This is a genomic window from Glutamicibacter sp. ZJUTW (assembly GCF_008370855.1).
In the GTDB taxonomy this organism is placed as follows: domain Bacteria; phylum Actinomycetota; class Actinomycetes; order Actinomycetales; family Micrococcaceae; genus Glutamicibacter; species Glutamicibacter nicotianae.
This window is the reverse complement of record NZ_CP043625.1, coordinates 23,790-42,072: the sequence shown is the minus strand read 5'-3', so window position 1 is coordinate 42,072 and position 18,283 is coordinate 23,790. Positions and strand designations below refer to the sequence as shown.

The following is an 18,283-nucleotide window of genomic DNA, read 5'->3' as shown; positions in this document are numbered from 1 at the left end:
TATTTCATGGGAAGTGGGCTATCAATGCGAGCCAAACACGAGATAACCAGGAAGTTCGCGCGGCAATACTCGGCCGCAGAAAAAGGCACCAAGAGCAAACTACTCGACGAGGTGTGCGCGATCACGGGCTGGTCCAGAGATAACGCACGCAGACAGTTGAAGCTCGCATTGCAGCCGCGCCGGGTCAACGCGAAGAAACGCAAGCCACGCGCGCTGAAGTACACCGATACGGCGATCGCGGTGTTGCATCGGGTGTGGGCGTTCGCGGGTGGAATCAGCGGGAAGTACCTCGCCGCCACGATGGAACTGCAGCTGATGCTCCTCGAAACACACGGGGAGTTAGTCCCCGGCAAGGGCGGCTACTCCGACGGAGTGCGTGACGAGTTGCTGGCGATGAGCCCCGCCACGATCGACCGCTATCTCGCACCCGCCCGCGCGAAGGACCCGCTGCGCGGCATCACCACGACCACACCAGGACCTTTGCTACGCAACTCGATCACCGTCCGGAAAGCTGGGGACGAGATCGAAGCCGTGCCCGGGTTTTTCGAGGGCGACACCGTCGCTCACTGCGGGCCTGTGCTCAAGGGCGAGTTCGCGAGGACCCTGGACATGACAGACATGCACACCGGGTGGACCTACACCCGGTCGATCAGAAACAACGCGCACCTACACCTGCGTGACGCGCTCGACCGGTTTATCGCCGACACCCCGTTCGAGGTCACCGGGGTGGACTTTGATAACGGGAGCGAATTCATCAACTACGACGTCATCGGGTGGGCCGCCGAACTCGACATCTACTTCACCAGATCACGCCCCTACAAGAAGAATGATCAGGCCACGGTCGAGTCCAAGAACAACCAGATCGTACGCAGGTATGGCTTCTACTGGCGGTACGACACTCCCGCACAGTTGCGGCTTCTGGGCGAGCTCTGGCCGCTGGTAAACGACCGGCATAACTTCCTCACCCCGACGAAGAAACCCATCGGCTGGGACACCGACGGCAAAGGCCGACGCAGACGTGTCTATGACACGCTTGCGACCCCGTTCGACCGGCTCTTACGTTCCGGTGTCCTCACCAGCGAGAGAACTGCAGAGCTCACCGCGTACCGGGACAGTTTGAATCCCGCGCATATCGCCCGTGAGATCGACCGGATCCAGCAGCGCCTCACCTGGCTCGCCGCCGACAAGACCCGCAAACTCGAAGCCGCCGAACTTGCGAAGCAGCCCGACCCGACCGCCGGGGTCAAACCCGCCCGAACAAGGAAGAAACAAGCCAGCTAAACTCAGGGATTACGCGGGCATTCCTTCGTGAGTCACCGGGGCTGTTTCGCGGGCATATTTAAATGAGTCCCCTCGCCCCTCTGACATGAAAATTAGGTGAGTGCGGTGGGGTGCGTGGGGTGAGCGGTGTTATCCGGTCTGTTGCAGGGGTTCGAGAATGACTTGATAGCCGAGGGATTCTAGTTGTCTGACGGCCCGGGCCATGGTTTTAACGGGTGTCTGCCGGGTGAAGTAGTCGGCGCCGGGGTCGTTGTAGAGTTCGCCGGTGGTGAGCATGTGCCACGCTGCGGTGAGGATGGAGTGTTCGACGGCGACGAGGGCTTTGGCGGGTCCGCGCCGGGAGGCAATGCGCCGGTATCTGGCACCGAGGTAGGTGTTCTTCGATTTCGCGCAGGACAGAGCAGCGATGCCCAGGGCACCTTTGAGGTACCGGTTGCCGGGCCGTGTTTTGGTGGATTTGACCCGTCCGGCGGATTCGTTGGATCCCGGGGAAGTACCGGCCCAGGATGCCAGCTGCCCTGCGGTGGCGAATGCGCTCATGTCGGCGCCGGTTTCGGCGATGAAGATTTCCGCGATGGTGGTGCTGAACCCCGGGATGCTCACGAGGAGCTCCCGGGCGAAACGAAAGGGCTCCATCGCCGCCTCGATCCTGGCGCTGAGGTCGTTGATATCGGCGGTGTGGGCATCAATCCGGTGCAGATAGAGTCCGGTCATGTAGCGGTGGTGTTCGGTGAACCGGCCGTTGAGGGCTTGGGTGAGTTCAGGGATTTTGGACCGCAGCCGGCGTTGGGCCATCTCTGCCAGGGCCGCGGGGTCGGTCTGCCCGTCGATGAGTGCTTGGAGGATCAGTCGTCCGGAGACCCCGGTGATGTTCGAAGCTACCGAGGATAGTTTGATGCAGGCGTCCTCGAGGAGTTTCTCCAGGCGCTGGATTTCCCGGGTCCGTTCCTGAGTGATGATGGTCCGGGCCCGGGTCAGGTCCCGCAGTTCACGGATCGGAGGCGGGGGCACGAAGGAGGCCCGGACCAGCCCGTGGGCGCCCAGGTCGGCAAGCCAGGCAGCGTCGGAAACGTCGGTTTTGCGGCCCGGGACGTTCCTGGCGTCATGGGCATTGACCAGGATGATGTTCAGTCCGTCGTCTTCAAGCAGGTAGTAGAAGGGGCGCCAGTAATCACCGGTGGCCTCCATGACCACCAGATCCACGTGCTCGTCCAGGAGGTGTTCCTTTAGCCCCAGGATCTGCCCCGTCATCGAACCCCAGGTCGTGATGGTGGATGTGGTGGACCGGCCGCCGCGGCCCTGGATGCGGACACAGACCTTCGCGTCCTTCTTTGAAATATCGACACCCGCGCAGCGCGGGTGAATGACCTCCATGAGAGCTCACCCTTCCTCGAACAGTCCAACAGATGGCGTCTGTGTCCCGGGGAAGGCGGATAAACAACAAATCTGACATTCGTGCTCAACGGCAACATTCCACGGTCCCGCGGACAAAAGCTGCGCCCTCCACCACCAAACTCACTTACAGGCTCACCGGCACTAAAGAGAGACCGGGGTCGACCGGAACACACTCTTCAGTCTGCTCCGGCAGCCCCGACACCGCAAAGGTTCCCCACAGCAGTACATTTTCGGCCCCCACGGCGGAGCGAAAGCGCCCCTGAGAAACTCACTTCAGAGAGAGGAGCATAGGCCGAGTCAATGGCCATTTTCGGGTGAGTCAGAATCACGGGCGGCCTCTTCGCCCCTGTCCAACTTCCGAATCGAGGCCATCTCTCCCGCGGTGAGCGAGAAGTCGAAAACGGATAAGTTTTCTTTGAGCCACAGAGGGTCGGATGCTTGCGGGATGGGGACGATGTCCTGTTGGACATGCCACCGCAGCAGGACTTGGGCTGGAGATTTGTTCAAGCGCTGAGCGATCTCGATGATCAGCGGATTCGCCCGCAGACCGGAGGACCGACCGATAGGACTCCAGGCTTCGGTGACTATTCCCAATAACCTGTGGACAGCGCGCGGCTCAGTCCGGGCAAGGTCGGGGCTCAGTTGGATCTGGTTTACGTCCGGAACTACTCCGGTTGCATCGATAATGTCCTTCAGGTGGGCTGGTTTGAAATTTGAAACTCCAATGGCCTTTACACGGCCCTCCTCCAGCAACTTCACAAGGCCCTTCCAGGCGTCCACGTACTTGCCCAAGGCCGGAACCGGCCAGTGACACATGAACATGTCCAGATGGTCAAGGCCGAGTTTGCGCAGGCTCTCGTCGTAGGCGCGCTGCACTCCATCGATGCTGTGGGACTCTTTGTTGAACTTGCTGGAAATAAATAATTCGGATCGGGCGACGCCGGCGGTGCGGATGCCCCGGCCGACTGCTTCTTCGTTTCTGTACTGGAACGCGGTGTCGACCAGGCGGTAACCGCTCTGCAGCGCGAAACGCACAGCAGTTTCACACTCGTCTTCCCGCATCGGCCAGGTTCCGAGACCAAGCCGGGGAATGGTATGTCCGTGCGGCAATTTCAGCCGGGGAATGTCCGAAGCAGTGGTGTCAGTCGTTTCAGTTGTCATCGGGCACCTTTTTCTCGGGAGCTTCAAGCTGAGTTTGTTGGAGCGGTCTGCCTGGACCTGATTCTGTTGGCGCGATCTGCGCTGGAAGGTCTTTTCTGCGGATACTTCCAGCTGCTGGAAGGGTCATGAGGACGCCGACCGAGACCAGCGCTGCGGCAACAGGGACCACGCTGACCAGCAGTGCCATCACAAACGGTGTTAGGAAGAGCGCTGAAGCCCGTACCGTACCAGTCAGGGAGAGAGCATCCCCGCGTTCTTCCGGGTGCACTTCATCGGCAGCTATGGCCGGTCCGACAGTCTGGAGGATCCCGGCACCGACGCCGGAAACAGCGAGGGCGGCGGCGGCCGCAACTGCGGTGCCGGCCAGTGGCCCCGCCGCGGCCAAGCCCGTCCCCGTGGCCAGGAGGCCCGTGAGAAGGGACGTCCTGTTTCCCCGCCTGCGCAGCCAGCTCGCAGATGCACTTCCGGCCAGGACGGCAGCGTTGGGTATGGCTACCAGGATTCCGATGACGGCGACGGGTTGCCCGGCAAGGGAAAGCACGATGGGAACGTAGGAGTCCAAGAGGCTCTTCCAGGTTCCCGCTCCAGCGTTCATCCAGCAGGCGGCACCGACGCCAGGGCGCCGCCAGAGGCCTCGCGCCATTATTCCACCTGTAGCATGCTCCGGAGCGAACACAGGAAGCCTGGTCAGAAGGGCAGCAGGGATGACGGCCGCCGATCCTGCCGCTGCCGCCACGATCAGCGGCAGCGGTGTCGAAAGTTCCCAGAGATAACCGGCAAGTGCAGGTCCCAGCAGCGCTCCGACCCCTGCGGCGAGATTCACGTCAGTCAGTCCCTTGACAGACGAGGTCGACATGCGGACGGCGTGCGTCTGGCTGCTGGTCCAGAACAAGGCTCGAGCCGAGCCCTGGACCAGCTGGGATACTACGAAAATTGCCAATGCATCTGAGACTGCGATCAAAGCGCACGAGACGGCAATCATGAGCGCTGCTCCCACGAGGAGGGCTTTGTCTGGGACCCTGCGCATCAGTGCTCCCAAGAAGATCCGAGTCACTAACTGCGAGACTGCTGCAAGTGCAACCATCATCCCGACTTCGACCGTGCTATACCCCACGGCAATGGCCAATATTGGCACCACCATTGCCAGGGTTCCAAGGGCGAACGAGAACAATACCTACTCGGGCGTATCCTATGCGCGTTCTCGCTTGTTCGTTCATGGCCATTAACGTATCTCGCTCGCCCGACGGCTAAGCGAGTTTAGGCCATAGGTTTAGGCCCCAATCGTCTCGGCGTGTCACGTGTGACTGTTAGTCTCGAATGGCGGTTTTTCACACCAAGAAATGGCGTATCGAGCAGTACCCATGACCTAGGCTTCTCAAACTGATGGCGGTGCACTCTGCCACATAGGAACAGTGCACCGCCATCAACAGATCTAACGATATCTTTAGGCCAGAACAGTATCGGGTTGTCGGGTTAGTTGTGCCCGGTGAACGCGAGCTGCGCGTAATCCGTTAGCAATCACTATGACCTCGGCTACCTCATGAACGAGCACTACGGCTGCTAGCCCCAGCGCACCAGTGATAGCCAGCGGTAGCAGAACAATGATGATGGCTAAGGACAGAACGATGTTCTGATTCATAATGGTTCGACCCCGTCGCGCATGGGACAAAGCCTGCGGGATCAGCCTCAAATCATGGCCGGTAAAAGCAACATCAGCCGATTCAATGGCCGCATCAGCACCGGTCGCTCCCATCGCAATACCCACTGTGGCAGTAGCCAAGGCGGGGGCATCGTTGATCCCATCACCGATCATCCCTGTTGGAACCTGCTGCACCGACGCGGCGACTTCACGAGCTTTATCCTCAGGACGCAGCTCGGCATGAACAGTGTCGATGCCTGCGATAGTAGCCAGCGCGTGGGCAGTACGTGCGTTATCACCAGTCAGCATGAGCACGTCGATTCCCTGATCACGCAGGAGACGAACCGCTTCAGGTGCTTCAGTGCGCAGTTCATCGCGCACGCCAATCACACCAATGACCTGCCCTGCACGGGTCACCATTACACAGGTTTGACCTGACGCTTCCATGCTTTCAACGGCAGGTGTCAGCGTTCCCGGGGTGATCCAACGAGGGCTACCCACTGCGACTGGCACACCGTTGAGTGCACCGCTAATGCCATGTCCAGGTTCTTCAACAACGACGGTTGCTTCAGGAATCGCCGATACCGCTGAGCTAATGGCCGTGGCCAAGGGGTGGCTGCTGTGTTGTTCCAGGGCAGCGGCCACGTTGAGTACTTCCTCCTGGTTCACACCGTCAACAGCGTGAACCCGGGTTACCGCTGGTTGATTGCGGGTCAGTGTTCCTGTCTTATCGACTGCGATACGGCGTAGTGAACCTAACCGTTCGAACGCTGCACCACTTTTGATGATGACCCCGAATTTACTGGCAGCGCCGATCGCGGAAACAACGGTTACCGGAACAGCAATCGCCATCGCACACGGTGAGGCGGCAACCAACACCACCAGGGCGCGGGTGATCCACGTTTCAGGATCACCCAAAAGAGAACCGACGATGGCCACCAGGACGGCTAGGATAATCACCCCAGGAACCAGCGGGCGAGCAATACGATCGGCTAGACGAGCACGGTCACCGCGTTCTGCCTGGGCTTGCTCGACTAGGCCCACCAGCGTAGTCAACGAGTTATCAGTGCCGTTGGCTGAAGCGGTCACTTCAATGGATCCTGATGTGTTGATTGAACCTGCGGCGACCTGATCCCCGACAGACACATCCACGGGAATGGATTCACCGGTAATCGCTGAGGTGTCTAGACTGCTAGACCCCCGACTGACCACCCCATCGGTAGCGAGGCGTTCACCTGGCTTCACACGTAGGACATCACCAACCCGAATCTCTGATGCGCTGACCACGGTTGGCGCACCGCCACGGATCACCGTCGCTGTTTCTGGGACCAGTTTCAGTAAGGAGCGCAGTCCTGAGCGTGCACGATCCATGGCCTTATCTTCAAGGGCTTCAGCGATGGAATACAAGAACGCCAGCGCGGCTGCTTCTTCAACGTAGCCCAGGATGACCGCGCCGGTTGCGCTAATGGTCATCAGTAGCCCAATACCGATTTTCCGTTTCGAGAACAGATTCCGCACAGCGCTAGGAACAAAGGTGTATGCGCCAAGCAGTAGGCCGACCCAGAACAAGACCAGGGCTATAACTTCAGCGGTGTCACTTGAAGTAGTCCATTCAAGGACGAGGCCAGCGAGGAAGAAAACACCGGAAATGATAGGAATGAGCACATGCCAATCCCGGTACCAGGGCAGTTCTTCCTCGTTTTCGGCGGTGGTTTCCGGTGATTCGCAACCGCAAGCGGAACTCATACTTTATCCTCGACTGTTCGTGGCATATCGGTAGTGCAGTCCGGGCAGGAAGAATCTACACACGGTACTTGGTCATCGACGGCTAAGGTCACATCAACGAGTGCGCTCAGTGCCGTGGTCAGATGCGGGTCGGTGATTTCGTAGCGGGTTTTACGTCCCTCGAGTTTCGCCACGACAATCCCGCACCCCCGCAAGCAGGTCAGGTGATTCGAGACGTTCGCTCGACTCAACCCCAAGTCCTCAGCTAACTGTGCAGGGTATCCCGGTTCATGCAGCAAAGACAGCAAGATCCGCGAACGCGTGGGGTCGGCCATGGCGCGGCCGAGCCGGTTCATCGCTTCGATCCGCGACTCAATATTCATCATGTACTGTACTATACAGTATGTGATGTATATATGGTCATGTGTCACAAACATTCGTTTTTGACATCCTGAAATTGAAGAATTTGCATCACGCCATTTCAGTTGAAAATTCAAGGGTCAATTTTTCGCGCAGAGGTTCAAAACCCAGTTTCACAATCTATGGGTCAGTTCTATTGATGGTTGACGAGTTTTGATACATTTCAAGGCATGGGACATCTTCTTGGATACGCGCGAGTGTCAACTGGTGATCAAGACGCCCGGTTGCAACACGATGCGCTCACTGCTGCCGGGTGCTATCGAATCTTCACCGATACCGCGTCGGGAGCATTAGAGTCTCGCCCCGAACTGGACTCAGTATTAGACCAGCTGCGCCCAGGCGATACGTTGGTGGTGTGGAGGCTCGATCGCTTAGGCCGATCCATCCGGCACTTGATCGACTACCTTGATACTTTGCAACAACGGGGTATTGAGTTTCGTTCGTTGCAGGAAAATATTGACACCAGTTCCTCGGGAGGGCGATTGGTCTTCAACATTTTCGCTTCCTTGGCCGAATTCGAACGGGACCTGATCAGAGAGCGCACGAAAGCCGGTCTACAGGCTGCCCGTGCTCGTGGCAAAGTCGGCGGCCGTCCCGCCTTGCTCACTGCCGATAAGCTGCGCACCGCCCGACAACTCTATGAGCAGCAGGAAATGACCCTCACTCAAATTGGTGAAGTACTCGGAGTGAGTCGAAGCACCGTCTATCGTGCATTGTCGAAAACAGCGCAAGACTAAAACCCTCGACCTCAGACCATGCCAAGGTTCAAAATGTAGCCATGCCTTCGAACGGTGCACGGCCTGAACCAGCAAGTCATCAGGCACGCGATGAAACAGCCGCAAGCCGATGGGACTGGTTGGGTCCCTTTAAGCAGTCCAGCAGCTATGCGATAGCTAACTGATTCTCTCTAACCCACTCATCCCAAAACCGGGACGGCGTCAACCCATCCAAAGACCCATGGGGACGCTCATGATTGTAAATGTCTTTCCATTCATCAGCCAAATACTTCGCTTCCACCATAGTGTCCATAATTTCCCCGGAAAGCTGTTCACGCCGGAACTGCGCATTGAACGACTCGATAAAACCGTTCTGCCAAGGTGAGCCCGGATCGATAAACGCAGTGGACACCCCCACAGTGTTGCACCAATCCACCAGCGCGTCAGCAGTGAACTCAGGCCCGTTATCACACCGCACAAACGTTGGCTGGATCCCAGTTTCAGCAATGATGTCCTCCAAAACAGCCACCACATCAGCAGCTTTAAAAGACCTGCGGGGAATGATCGCCAAAGCGGTCCGCGTGTACTCATCAATGACATTGAAGAACCGGATATGACGGCCACAAGAAGTGACATCCGACTGGAAATCAAAGCTCAGTACATGCATCGGGTACTCGGCGGTCAACCGCTTCTGTTCCCCAGCGTCTGGGCCGGTGCGCCGCTTCTTTCGACGCTTGGGCTTACAGACCAAGCCTTCTTCTCGCCATAATCGTCGGATGCGCTTGCTGTTCAAGACAGTGTCATTCCATCGTTCGGTGGCCAGCAAGTGCCAGCGGGCTTTGCGCCACCCCCACGTTGGATGCTTAGACGCGACAGCCCTCAAGTCGGCTCGTAGCTGCGCTTCGTCAAAGCTCATCGGTGTTTTTTTCTTACGTAGTGCCGAGCGGTTCTGGCCCAGAACGTGGCAAGCGAAGCGTTCGGACGCCCCGAATTTTTCCATCGCCATCCGTACAGCACGGCGGCGTGGTTCGGGGCTTAGAATTTTCCCTTGGCAACCTCAGTAAGGATGTCGTTGGCGAGCATCTGATCAGCGAGCAGCTTCTTGAGGCGCGCGTTTTCCTTCTCTAGCTCCTTGGTACGTTTGCTGGCTTCAGCGTTTTTCTCGGACCCGTACTGGTTGATCCAGCGGTACCAAGTAGCTTCGGTGATCTGAAGTTCCTTGATGACCTCGATCATCGGGTGTCCGTCGTTGAGCATCTTTTGTCCTTGACGGACTTTAGCGATGACCTGGTCTGGTGTGTGTCTGCGTGCCATTGTTTCTGTGATTCCTCCTGTGTCCATTGTCGGACACGAGTACTCGCATAGTCACTGGACTACTTTCCGGGGACCCAACCAGGACATCCTTGCCCGACATATCAACGGTGGACAAACTCTCGTTGAGCTAGCGAATGAAAGCGGCGTAGGGCTGCGCACATTGCAGCGATGGAAAAATGCGTACACCCACGATGGGATCGCCGGATTACTGCCTGCCAGGCCGGCCCGACGAGGTTCGAAAATTCACCCGCAGTTGGTAGCTTTCATCGAGAGATGCGCGCTGCAGACACCGGTACTGAGCATCGCTCAAATTTATCGAGATTCCCTCAGCGCAGCTGAAAAGCATGGGTGGCCAACAGTTTCCTATGGCAGCGTCCGTTCAATCGTGCAAAACCTAGATCCAGCAATGCGAACGCTAGCACTTCAAGGTCCAGTCGCCTATCGAGATAAATATGAGTTGGTGTGGCGGCACCGTGCAGAAGCACCAAATGTAGTCTGGCAAGCTGATCACACCGAACTGGACATTCTCATACTTGATGCGAATCAGAAGCCAGCCAGGCCATGGCTGACAGTGATTCTGGATGACTACTCGCGCGCGGTCTGTGGATACATGGTTTTCCTCGGTGCGCCTTCTGCCATCATTACAGCGCTGGCCCTTCGAGATGCTATTTGGCCTTCTGAAGACCCAGCATGGCCGATGTGCGGGATACCTGATCGTCTCTACGTTGATCACGGCACTGACTTCACCAGCTTGCATTTATCTCAGGTTGCTAAAGATCTGAACTTCGAGATCGTCTATTCAGCGGTTGCACGTCCACAAGGACGAGGAAAGATTGAACGGATCTTCGGAACGATCAATACTGAGCTGCTACCGACACTACCTGGCCACCTCATTCGTGGTAAGTCATCCTCTTCACCGAAGCTCACCCTTAAAGAGCTCGACAGCAAAATCGAGTCTTTCATTACTGAGAACTATCACCAGCGAACACACCCGGAGACTAAAGTGGCGCCCACAGCAGCATGGCTCAGTCAAGGCTGGCTCCCGCGCATCCCCGAGTCCATTGATGATCTTAATCTGCTGTTGCTCACCGTCGCCAAATCTCGAATGGTGCACCGCGATGGAGTGCACTTTCAAGGGCTTCGCTACATTTCACCTTTGCTAGCAGCATACGTGCGGGAACAAGTCACTATTAGGTATGACCCCAGAGATATTTCGGAAATCCGAGTGTTCTACCGAGACTCCTTTATTTGCAAAGCGATCGATCCTGAACATGAATCAAGTACGGTGACGCTCAAAGATATTCAAGCCGCACGCAATGCGCGCAAGCGCGAACTGCGGAATCAAATCAATCTCAAACTGTCACTCGGATCCCCAACCCAGGCGAACACAGATTTGGAACAAGCGCCACTGACGAGTGCTGCACCATCAGCCAGAAAGAAGCTGCGCACGTATCAGGAGGGAAGCCAATAGTGAGCTCGAAACTCATCGTCACCAAAGAACATCGTCGCTTCATAGAGTTTGCGGATGCGGTCAGGAGACAGAAAACCATCGGTATATGCTTCGGCCAGGCCGGTGTTGGAAAAACAAACTCAGCTCGGGTTTATGCGAGCTGGGACAAGCTGGAGCCATTTCTTCAAGCATGGGGGCCGCGTAGCGACAACGATGAGCGTATGTATGCGGCGTGTAATCGAAAACGTACCGTGTTCTATAACCCTCAGGTCATGACCACAGCCAAACTGCTCAAATCCGAATTACGGCTCGTATCCACGAGATTTAGCATTTGCGTTGATGAACATTTGATCAGCCAAAACAACCGTAGCTCGCCACCCCATGACCGACCTGGGAACGTTCAGTTGGTTATCGTTGACGAGTGCGAACGTTTGAATGCTGTTGCTGTGGAGTATCTGAGAGACTTTCATGACCGGACCCAAATCGCGCTGATTCTTATTGGTATGCCTGGGATGGAAAAGCAGTTCAGCCGCTATCCGCAACTATATAGTCGCATCGGGTTCGCCCATGAGTATAAGGCACTTGGGCAAGATGAAATAGTTTTCGTCTTGCAACGATGGTGGACCAAACTTGGGCTGACGCTCAACATGGATGATTTCACTGATGCGCAAGCGGTAGGGGCTATTCTCCGACTGACTCGTGGGAATTTCCGGTTGATCATCCGGCTCTTCGCTCAGATAGAACGGGTTATGAAGATCAATGAGCTCACGACGATCACTGATGAAGTCGTAGAGGCCGCTCGTTCAACCCTTGTCATTGGCCACGCATAGACCGCCATCTTTGCTGCAAATAACCGCCAAACTAAACTAACAGTCACAGGGAGTTTCTCAACGTTTTCGGTTTCCCGAAACTCTGAACCGAAAGCTCGTGGCCCAGAACGGGGATCATAGCGTTTCGGGAAGATTCCTTGAGTTGCACTAGGGATTGAATAGTCGCATTTCGAGGCAGTCGGAGCGTTCTGCTTCGGGCAGGTGTTCCACGACATTGTTGATCAGTTCTAAGTATTCTCGGTACTCCGATGGAGTCCACCAGGCTTTGTCAGGCCAGCCAATAGAAGCAGCGACCTTCCTGTCTAGAATGAGATGGCGCATTTTCTTGCTATCCGTGGGGCCAGCTGCGAAGTACAAAAGCTTGGTGAAGAAGGCTGGACCTAGACCTTTGAGTCTGTATTGCTCACGTGTCCAGAAGGATCGGTAGGCCTCTTCCGATTCGACGTTCGAGTCTTTGGCGAGCATGATTCCGCCGAGGAGTTTTCCTCCAACGTCCGGTTCGCTCAATGTTGGAATTCGACGGTAGATATCCCGGGCTTTGGCGCCGGCGCCCCATGAACAGACCGCGACGTAGAAGTTGACCGCATCTTGTGCAGTTTCCACCTTGGTACCCAGAGTGAATAGGTCGCCTCGGCTGAGGGCAAGTCGCCCTTTGCTGTCCTTTTCTCCGCTTTGGAGGATGGAAGGAATGCCCGGCATGTTTTCGTCCCACCGGTTCAACCAGTGTCGAGGGTAGAACCGGATAGCGTGGTTCTCGACCTCTGAGACAGTGGGTATTCCCTTGCCGTTGCGTAGGAGGTCTGCAATTTCGGCGGCGGTCTTTCTTGTTCTGGCCAAGATCCAGCTCCAGTCGTGGAAAGGTTGTGTCGTATGCTGCTCAGCGTAGTCTATTGCACCGACGAGTGACCTGGACTCTAGAACAGTATGCAAAGGGGAAGAAACGCTATAACCCTTGTCGATCACCGGTTGGTTATGGAAGCTCCTTGATCCGTCGGTACAGTGTTGCGCGGGACATACCCATATCTTTGGCAACTTGTGTTGCTGGTTCGCCGGCCTGAAGGAGTTTCTCCGCGGTACGGATCTGGGACTCGGTAAAGGTCGGGCGCCGGCCGCCGAGATCGCCGCCGGTGGTGCGGCGTTTGGTGACGGAGTCGTTGATGCGTTCGCGTTTGATCTCCAGCTCCATCTGCGCGAGGGCGGCCATGACGGTGAAAACCATGGCACCCATGGGCGTTTTGGTGTCCACGTCGCCGCCGCCGAGGTTGAGTACCCGTAACCCGATATTGCGTTCGCGTAGATCTTCGGCCAGTTCGAGCATTTTCTGGGTGGATCGACCGAGTCTGTCCAGGGTGGTGATAACGAGGGTGTCATCCGGATGCAGCGCGGTCAGCGCTTTATCTAACCCGGGGCGCTTAGCGAGTGCTCCGGATTGGCCGTGGTCGATGTAGAGATCATCGCGGCGGATGCCGGCGTCGAGGAGGTCTTGGATTTGCCGGTCGGCGTCTTGGGCTTTGGTGGAAACGCGGGCGTAGCCAATCAGTTTGGTCATCGGTCCTTCGAAAGTGTCTCGCAACTAATGGTGTAGACACGATTCTACGTCATTAGTTGCGACACATAGTTGCGAGAATTTCGCTCCATGGAGTTTCTGCGGATTTTTCACTGGGCGAGTGGCGGCCGACGAGACGTCTTGCAACCTATGAGTTGTAAGACCCATTAGCAGGTCCGTCGCTACATGCTGGCGTCAGTAATTGAGCGGAATCGAACTTTAATCTGTTCCTAACCAAGGTTCCCGGTAAAGCGCGGTGAAGTATTCCGTGCATAGCGCTTGCGTCTCTTGAAAAAGAACTGCTGCGGGAAGGAAGGCATTGGGTGCCCGTGGGAATCTGACGCGTTCATCAGTCATCCGATAGGGGATCCACTGGGATATACCGTAGGGTTGAATGCAGGTGCGCCGGGAAGTCTGGTCGGCAATAAGATTGTCGAACCCACAGTAAGGACTCCATTTTATGGGCGCCCCTCCTCTTCTCAAACGATCGTTGATCGGTCGCGGCAGTTACCTTGAAGCCCTGAGGATCGGAGAAATTCTCCGCAAGGAAACCATTGGCGGTGTTCTGCTCGTCGTCGCCGCGGTTCTCGCACTCATTTGGGCGAATTCGCCAGCGTCGGACAGCTACTTCGCGTTGCGCGATTTCAAGATCGGTTACGAACCTTGGCATCTTGAGCTGACCTTAGGTGCTTGGGCAGCCGATGGGCTATTGGCTGTCTTCTTCTTCCTCGTCGGCTTAGAGCTCAAACGGGAGATTGTCGCAGGTGATTTACGCCAGATCAGCAAGGCCATTGTCCCTGTCGCTGCAGCGGTGGGCGGCGTGGTTGTGCCGGCGCTGATCTATGCAGCCGTTAACTGGTCTGACCCGGAGTCGATCTCTGGCTGGGCTATCCCTACTGCCACTGACATTGCCTTTGCCGTAGCGGTTCTGGCGGTGATCGGCTCGCATTTGCCTACCCCGCTGCGTATCTTCTTGTTGACATTGGCGGTGGTTGATGACCTGATGGCCATCACCATCATCGCTTTCTTCTACACGGACGAAATCAATTCCACGTCGTTGCTGCTGGCGCTCATTCCCCTAGCGCTGTATGGCTTCTTGGCGCAGAAATACCGAAGGTTCTTCGGGCTCAAATCATCGGCTGCCTGGTTCATCTTGCTACCGATCGGCTTCGCAGCTTGGGCTTTGCTACATGCTTCAGGCATTCATGCCACGGTCGCCGGGGTTGCCCTGGCCTTTACCATTCCGGTTCTGCATCAGGCCAAAAAGGACAAACATGAAAGTGGTCCGGGGCTAGCGGAGATCTTCGAGCATCGTTTCCGTCCGTTGTCGGCTGGATTCGCAGTGCCGGTCTTTGCGTTCTTCTCAGCCGGCGTGGCCGTAGGCGGGATGGAAGGGCTGCTTTCGGCATTAACTGATCCGGTGGCGATAGGCATCATGATTGCTTTGGTAGTGGGAAAGCCGATCGGGATTTTGCTGGCAACCTGGTTGACCTCTAAGTTCACGAAGGCCACTCTGGACCCGGAGCTGAAGTGGGTGGACCTCTTGGGAGTGAGCCTGCTGGCAGGAATCGGTTTTACCGTTTCGTTGCTTGTGGCTGAACTCAGTTTCGGCTTAGGGGACCCAGCTAACGATCATGCCAAGGTAGCGATTCTGGCTGCCTCTATCCTGGCTGCGGTTCTGGCATCCATTCTTCTGGGCATCCGCAATCGTCAATATCGGAAGCTGCTTGCAGCGGAGAGTATCGATGATGATGCGGATGGGATTCCGGATGTCTATCAGCAGGGGAAATAGACGCCGCTGGCGATAGGGTCAATTGAACGCGTAGTTTTTCGTCACCAGCGGAGGCATGGTGCGCGGTACTGCAGAGATGCTGCGCGCATGGATCTTTCAATACTCATGTGGCGCATGATGTTTCGATGCATAGTTTGTGGCACTGGGTTTTGCGACTATGTTGTCGATAAATTTGTTGAATTTTCACCTAACTAAAATTTTTCCTTGAAGTTCGAAAACTACTGTGCCAAAAACGACCGTTTGTGACCTGACAGGTTTTGAGATCATGCTCTGTTCCGCAAGCGGTGACTCAAACCAAGTACGAAAACTGGCTCTTCATAATCCGGGGTGTAGGAGGGGTTGAATCCACCGGATTCCAGTAGGTACCGGGCGATGTAGTTGGTCAGGTTTCGGAAGCCCAGGGCGGAGCCGCCCAGGTGCTCGAGCCGGCCGTTGATGGCTTCGGTGGGGCCGTTGGAACTGCCGGGGCGGTCGAAAGTAGGCCAAGATATCCGCTGCCCGCTTCTTCAGCGTCCGGCCCAGGGCGGCGAGTTCGGTTTCCGGTAGGAGGCGACCATGGGGCTGAGAGAACGCCCAGGTAGCCTCGACCTCCACATGTTCACTCCCGTTAAAGACGTCCTGGATGAGAGAGTGCTCCCGATTGGTGAGCAGGTCAGCCCCGGTCAGCAGACTCCTTCTCGCCTTGTTGAGGGGCGTCCTTCTGGTCTCGGCAACGCTCGAAGGCGTCTCCGGCGAGGCGGACTACCTGGAACGGATCCATCACCGCGGTGGCCTCGGGCAGTTGAGTATTTGAGGTCCTGAGAGCCACACGTTATTGCCTTTCAGAGCCACCTGTATGCCACCGGAGTCGAAAGGCGAGATGATCAAAGGCAGTCCACGCTTCGACCACCGCCCCGACCTGACCAGCCTCGTCGTGGGAGATTGAAGTTCTTGAGCATCCACGCGGCACTGCCGGCAGCTAGGCTCGAGCTCGTGCATCCAAACGGTCTCCGAATACTTCGGTGACGGCTTGCACCACGGGGACGTCCACGGACCGATCCTGGGCTACCTGACGGGCTTGCGCCAAGTCCTTGTGCCAAGGCCGTAGCTGGGGCGCCACATCGGCCTTCTCGTAAGCGCGGGCCGTCTCGAGTAGGAAATCGGGATTCCGGACAGACCAGCAGTCTGCGGTGCCGCCTGAGAGGACCTCCATTAATGCCTCACGCTCGATACTTGCCGTACTGGCCAGGTCCAGTGCCTCCTGGAGCACTGCCTGGGTGCCGAAGAAGACGATCTGGTTGGCGAGTTTCACGAGTTGTCCTGCGCCCAGCGGCCCGACCGGAGTGACTGTTCCCAGGAGTGCCAGCCAGGGCAGGACACGTTCCATGGATGCTGTCGGCCCTCCGGCCATGAGGGCCAGTTGACCCTCCCGGGCGGCGTCGGCACCCCCGCTCACCGGAACGTCCAGCATCTCGATACCGCGATTCAGGAGCGGATCAGCCAATCGGGCTACCGCGTCGGGGCCGACTGTCGACATCAGCACGACTGTCCGGAGACGGGCGACACCAGCCTTTGGGCTACTGCCACTAGGTGGGGTGGCGACAATGTGGGCTATGACGTCGGCACACTGCCCCGCGCTCCCTACCAGAATCAGGACCGCGTCCGACGACTCCACCACCTCCTGGACCGACTCCACGACGTCAAGATCCAAGGCAGAGCCGCGGACACTCGACCGGGCGTCGTACCCGACCACCCGGAATCCACAGGTCTGCAGTCGGCGGGCGACCGGCAAACCCAGATTTCCTAAACCGATGACGCCAACGGAGGGAAGAACCTCGACGTTTTTAGACATTACTTCCTCACCTCTCCGTGGCTCGTTCGACTCGGCTTTTCTGGGCGTTCTCTGTCCCACCGTCCCTGCCATCGTCCTTCGAAAATTTGTTGGAATCGGTCATGACGCCATCACCGGTGTCAGTCATATTGTCGGTGCCTTTCGGATCATCGGCGCCGCTGAGGCTGCTGCCAGTTCCGCCGTCATTGATCGAGTGGTCCGCCGGGGACTTACCCTTCCTGCCCTTCCAGGACCGTAGCAGCGGAACGCCCAAGGTGAGCAGGCTCATGATCAGCAATATCATCGGCACTGGGTGGAGGACCCAGTCGTAATTTCCTCCGTTGATGATCGTCGCGCGTCGGAATCCGGTCTCAGCAAGCGGGCCGACGATCAGGCCGATGACCAGCGGGGCTTGAGGGAAGCCGCCCTTGATCATGAAGTAGCCCAGAACGCCCGCTCCCACAGTTACCATGGCATCAACCAGGCTCGATATCATGCCCGTGCAGGTCACTACCGCGCTCGGCGCCGGGTACTCGACGTCTCCGGGCATGGCGCATTGGGACGAGAACAAGTACTCCCTGAGCCGGCGGGTCGCCCGCTTCCTCACGGAACACGCCTGGACAGAGGATCCGCCCTCCCGGCTCCGTCACTTCGTCACGAACGTGCGCACCTTCGAGAGCGACGTCCCGGGCGAGGTCGTCGTCGATTCTGCGGTGCTTCTTTTCCGCAGTCGCGGCGACGTGCACGAGCCCGCGGTGATCTCGGCCGGCCGCGAAGACGTTCTGCGACGTGTCGGCGGCGGGTTGCAGCTCGCACGCCGAACCATCACGGTCGACGAGTCGGTCTTGCGCACACAGAATCTGGCGATCTTCCTATGAAACTCGAATGGGAAGGCGAAGAGGACGACCGCATCGCGGCCATCGCAGCAGCAGACGAACGTCAGCGGCTCGAAGACCAGCGGGTAGGGGCTCCGATCTCGATCGCCAATGAGTTCTCGGAGATCCGGGTATCTCGCGTGGAGACACGCAACGGCTCCCGGCTCCTGATCGAGTCGCCGCGATCCGGGCAGTGGGTCGCTCTCGATCCGCTCGAGCTCGAGGCGCTGACCTGGCAGACTACGGCGACGTTCTCCGCCATGATCGCCCAACCGTTCGCACCGATGTTCCCTGAGATAACGCCTGAAGAAGCAGGAGAGGAGTGACAC

At 57.4% G+C, this 18,283-nt stretch carries 16 protein-coding genes and 2 pseudogenes; 7 read left to right on the top strand and 11 right to left on the bottom strand.

Annotated features, from left to right (window positions below; all coding sequences use genetic code 11):
• Positions 1-24 precede the first annotated feature (24 nt).
• Positions 25-1,281, top strand: a complete 1,257-nt coding sequence (locus F0M17_RS17255) for a DDE-type integrase/transposase/recombinase (protein WP_014317774.1) — start codon at positions 25-27, stop codon at positions 1,279-1,281.
• A 129-nt stretch (positions 1,282-1,410) separates the two neighbouring features.
• On the opposite strand, the gene F0M17_RS17250 is transcribed toward F0M17_RS17255, so the two are convergent.
• The 5 genes from F0M17_RS17250 to F0M17_RS17225 all read right to left on the bottom strand — a co-directional run bounded on the left by F0M17_RS17250 (position 1,411) and on the right by F0M17_RS17225 (position 7,587).
• Positions 1,411-2,655, bottom strand: coding sequence for an IS110-like element ISArsp3 family transposase (locus F0M17_RS17250; protein WP_011689782.1), 1,245 nt, complete (start codon positions 2,653-2,655; stop codon positions 1,411-1,413).
• 318 nt (positions 2,656-2,973) lie between these two features.
• Complete coding sequence (locus tag F0M17_RS17240) at positions 2,974-3,837, bottom strand: aldo/keto reductase (protein WP_149597819.1); 864 nt, start codon at positions 3,835-3,837, stop codon at positions 2,974-2,976.
• A complete protein-coding gene (locus F0M17_RS17235) occupies positions 3,827-5,008 on the bottom strand; it encodes an MFS transporter (RefSeq protein WP_149597818.1) in 1,182 nt (393 codons plus the stop codon). Before F0M17_RS17235 ends, F0M17_RS17240 begins: the two co-directional genes overlap by 11 nt.
• A gap of 273 nt (positions 5,009-5,281) precedes the next feature.
• Complete coding sequence (locus F0M17_RS17230; protein WP_149597817.1) at positions 5,282-7,222, bottom strand: cation-translocating P-type ATPase; 1,941 nt, start codon at positions 7,220-7,222, stop codon at positions 5,282-5,284.
• Complete coding sequence (locus F0M17_RS17225) at positions 7,219-7,587, bottom strand: helix-turn-helix transcriptional regulator (RefSeq protein WP_149597816.1); 369 nt, start codon at positions 7,585-7,587, stop codon at positions 7,219-7,221. Before F0M17_RS17225 ends, F0M17_RS17230 begins: the two co-directional genes overlap by 4 nt.
• Before the next feature lie 204 nt (positions 7,588-7,791).
• On the opposite strand from F0M17_RS17225, the gene F0M17_RS17220 reads away from it, so the two are divergent.
• Positions 7,792-8,358: a recombinase family protein gene (locus F0M17_RS17220; protein ID WP_149597815.1), complete on the top strand. Its 567-nt coding sequence runs from the start codon at positions 7,792-7,794 to the stop codon at positions 8,356-8,358.
• Between the two features lie 145 nt (positions 8,359-8,503).
• On the opposite strand, the gene F0M17_RS17215 is transcribed toward F0M17_RS17220, so the two are convergent.
• Positions 8,504-9,651 (bottom strand): IS3-like element ISAar3 family transposase gene (locus F0M17_RS17215; RefSeq protein ID WP_149597804.1). Its coding sequence is split into 2 segments (ribosomal slippage): positions 8,504-9,378 and positions 9,378-9,651, totalling 1,149 coding nucleotides; the frame shifts between segments, so codons are not numbered across the junction.
• Between F0M17_RS17215 and F0M17_RS17210 the strand changes: the two genes are divergently transcribed.
• The gene (locus F0M17_RS17210; RefSeq protein ID WP_246857201.1) at positions 9,620-11,122 is read left to right on the top strand and encodes a Mu transposase C-terminal domain-containing protein; all 1,503 of its coding nucleotides are present in this window, start codon (positions 9,620-9,622) and stop codon (positions 11,120-11,122) included. The two genes, F0M17_RS17215 and F0M17_RS17210, sit on opposite strands and share 32 nt — an antisense overlap.
• Positions 11,122-11,931, top strand: a complete 810-nt coding sequence (locus F0M17_RS17205; protein ID WP_149597814.1) for an AAA family ATPase — start codon at positions 11,122-11,124, stop codon at positions 11,929-11,931. The genes F0M17_RS17210 and F0M17_RS17205 overlap by 1 nt, the downstream gene beginning before the upstream one ends.
• Positions 11,932-12,078: 147 nt before the next feature.
• Here F0M17_RS17205 and F0M17_RS17200 read toward each other — a convergent pair whose 3' ends face one another.
• Positions 12,079-12,768: a hypothetical protein gene (locus F0M17_RS17200; RefSeq protein WP_149597813.1), complete on the bottom strand. Its 690-nt coding sequence runs from the start codon at positions 12,766-12,768 to the stop codon at positions 12,079-12,081.
• Between the two features lie 133 nt (positions 12,769-12,901).
• On the bottom strand, positions 12,902-13,480 hold the full coding sequence (locus F0M17_RS17195) for a recombinase family protein (protein ID WP_149597812.1): 579 nt from the start codon (positions 13,478-13,480) through the stop codon (positions 12,902-12,904).
• 457 nt (positions 13,481-13,937) lie between these two features.
• On the opposite strand from F0M17_RS17195, the gene nhaA reads away from it, so the two are divergent.
• The gene (gene nhaA / locus F0M17_RS17190) at positions 13,938-15,269 is read left to right on the top strand and encodes a Na+/H+ antiporter NhaA (protein WP_149597811.1); all 1,332 of its coding nucleotides are present in this window, start codon (positions 13,938-13,940) and stop codon (positions 15,267-15,269) included.
• 263 nt (positions 15,270-15,532) lie between these two features.
• Here the strand turns inward: nhaA and F0M17_RS17185 are convergent.
• The 3 genes and pseudogenes from F0M17_RS17185 to F0M17_RS17175 all read right to left on the bottom strand — a co-directional run.
• Positions 15,533-16,053 (bottom strand): annotated as a pseudogene (locus tag F0M17_RS17185) (transposase); the annotation flags it as partial.
• A 174-nt stretch (positions 16,054-16,227) separates the two neighbouring features.
• Positions 16,228-17,100 carry an NAD(P)-dependent oxidoreductase gene (locus tag F0M17_RS17180; RefSeq protein ID WP_168202084.1) on the bottom strand — a complete coding sequence of 291 codons (873 nt, stop codon included), beginning with the start codon at positions 17,098-17,100 and terminating at the stop codon, positions 16,228-16,230.
• A 7-nt stretch (positions 17,101-17,107) separates the two neighbouring features.
• Positions 17,108-17,551 (bottom strand): hypothetical protein, encoded by a 444-nt coding sequence (locus tag F0M17_RS17175; protein WP_149597809.1) that lies wholly within the window; start codon positions 17,549-17,551, stop codon positions 17,108-17,110.
• A gap of 19 nt (positions 17,552-17,570) precedes the next feature.
• Between F0M17_RS17175 and F0M17_RS17170 the strand changes: the two are divergent.
• Together F0M17_RS17170 and F0M17_RS17165 are read left to right on the top strand one after the other, a co-directional pair.
• A pseudogene (locus F0M17_RS17170) lies at positions 17,571-17,957 on the top strand (3-phenylpropionate/cinnamic acid dioxygenase subunit beta); the annotation flags it as partial.
• On the top strand, positions 17,954-18,280 hold the full coding sequence (locus tag F0M17_RS17165) for a hypothetical protein (RefSeq protein ID WP_005054953.1): 327 nt from the start codon (positions 17,954-17,956) through the stop codon (positions 18,278-18,280). The pseudogene F0M17_RS17170 and the gene F0M17_RS17165, both read left to right, overlap by 4 nt.
• Positions 18,281-18,283: the final 3 nt, after the last annotated feature.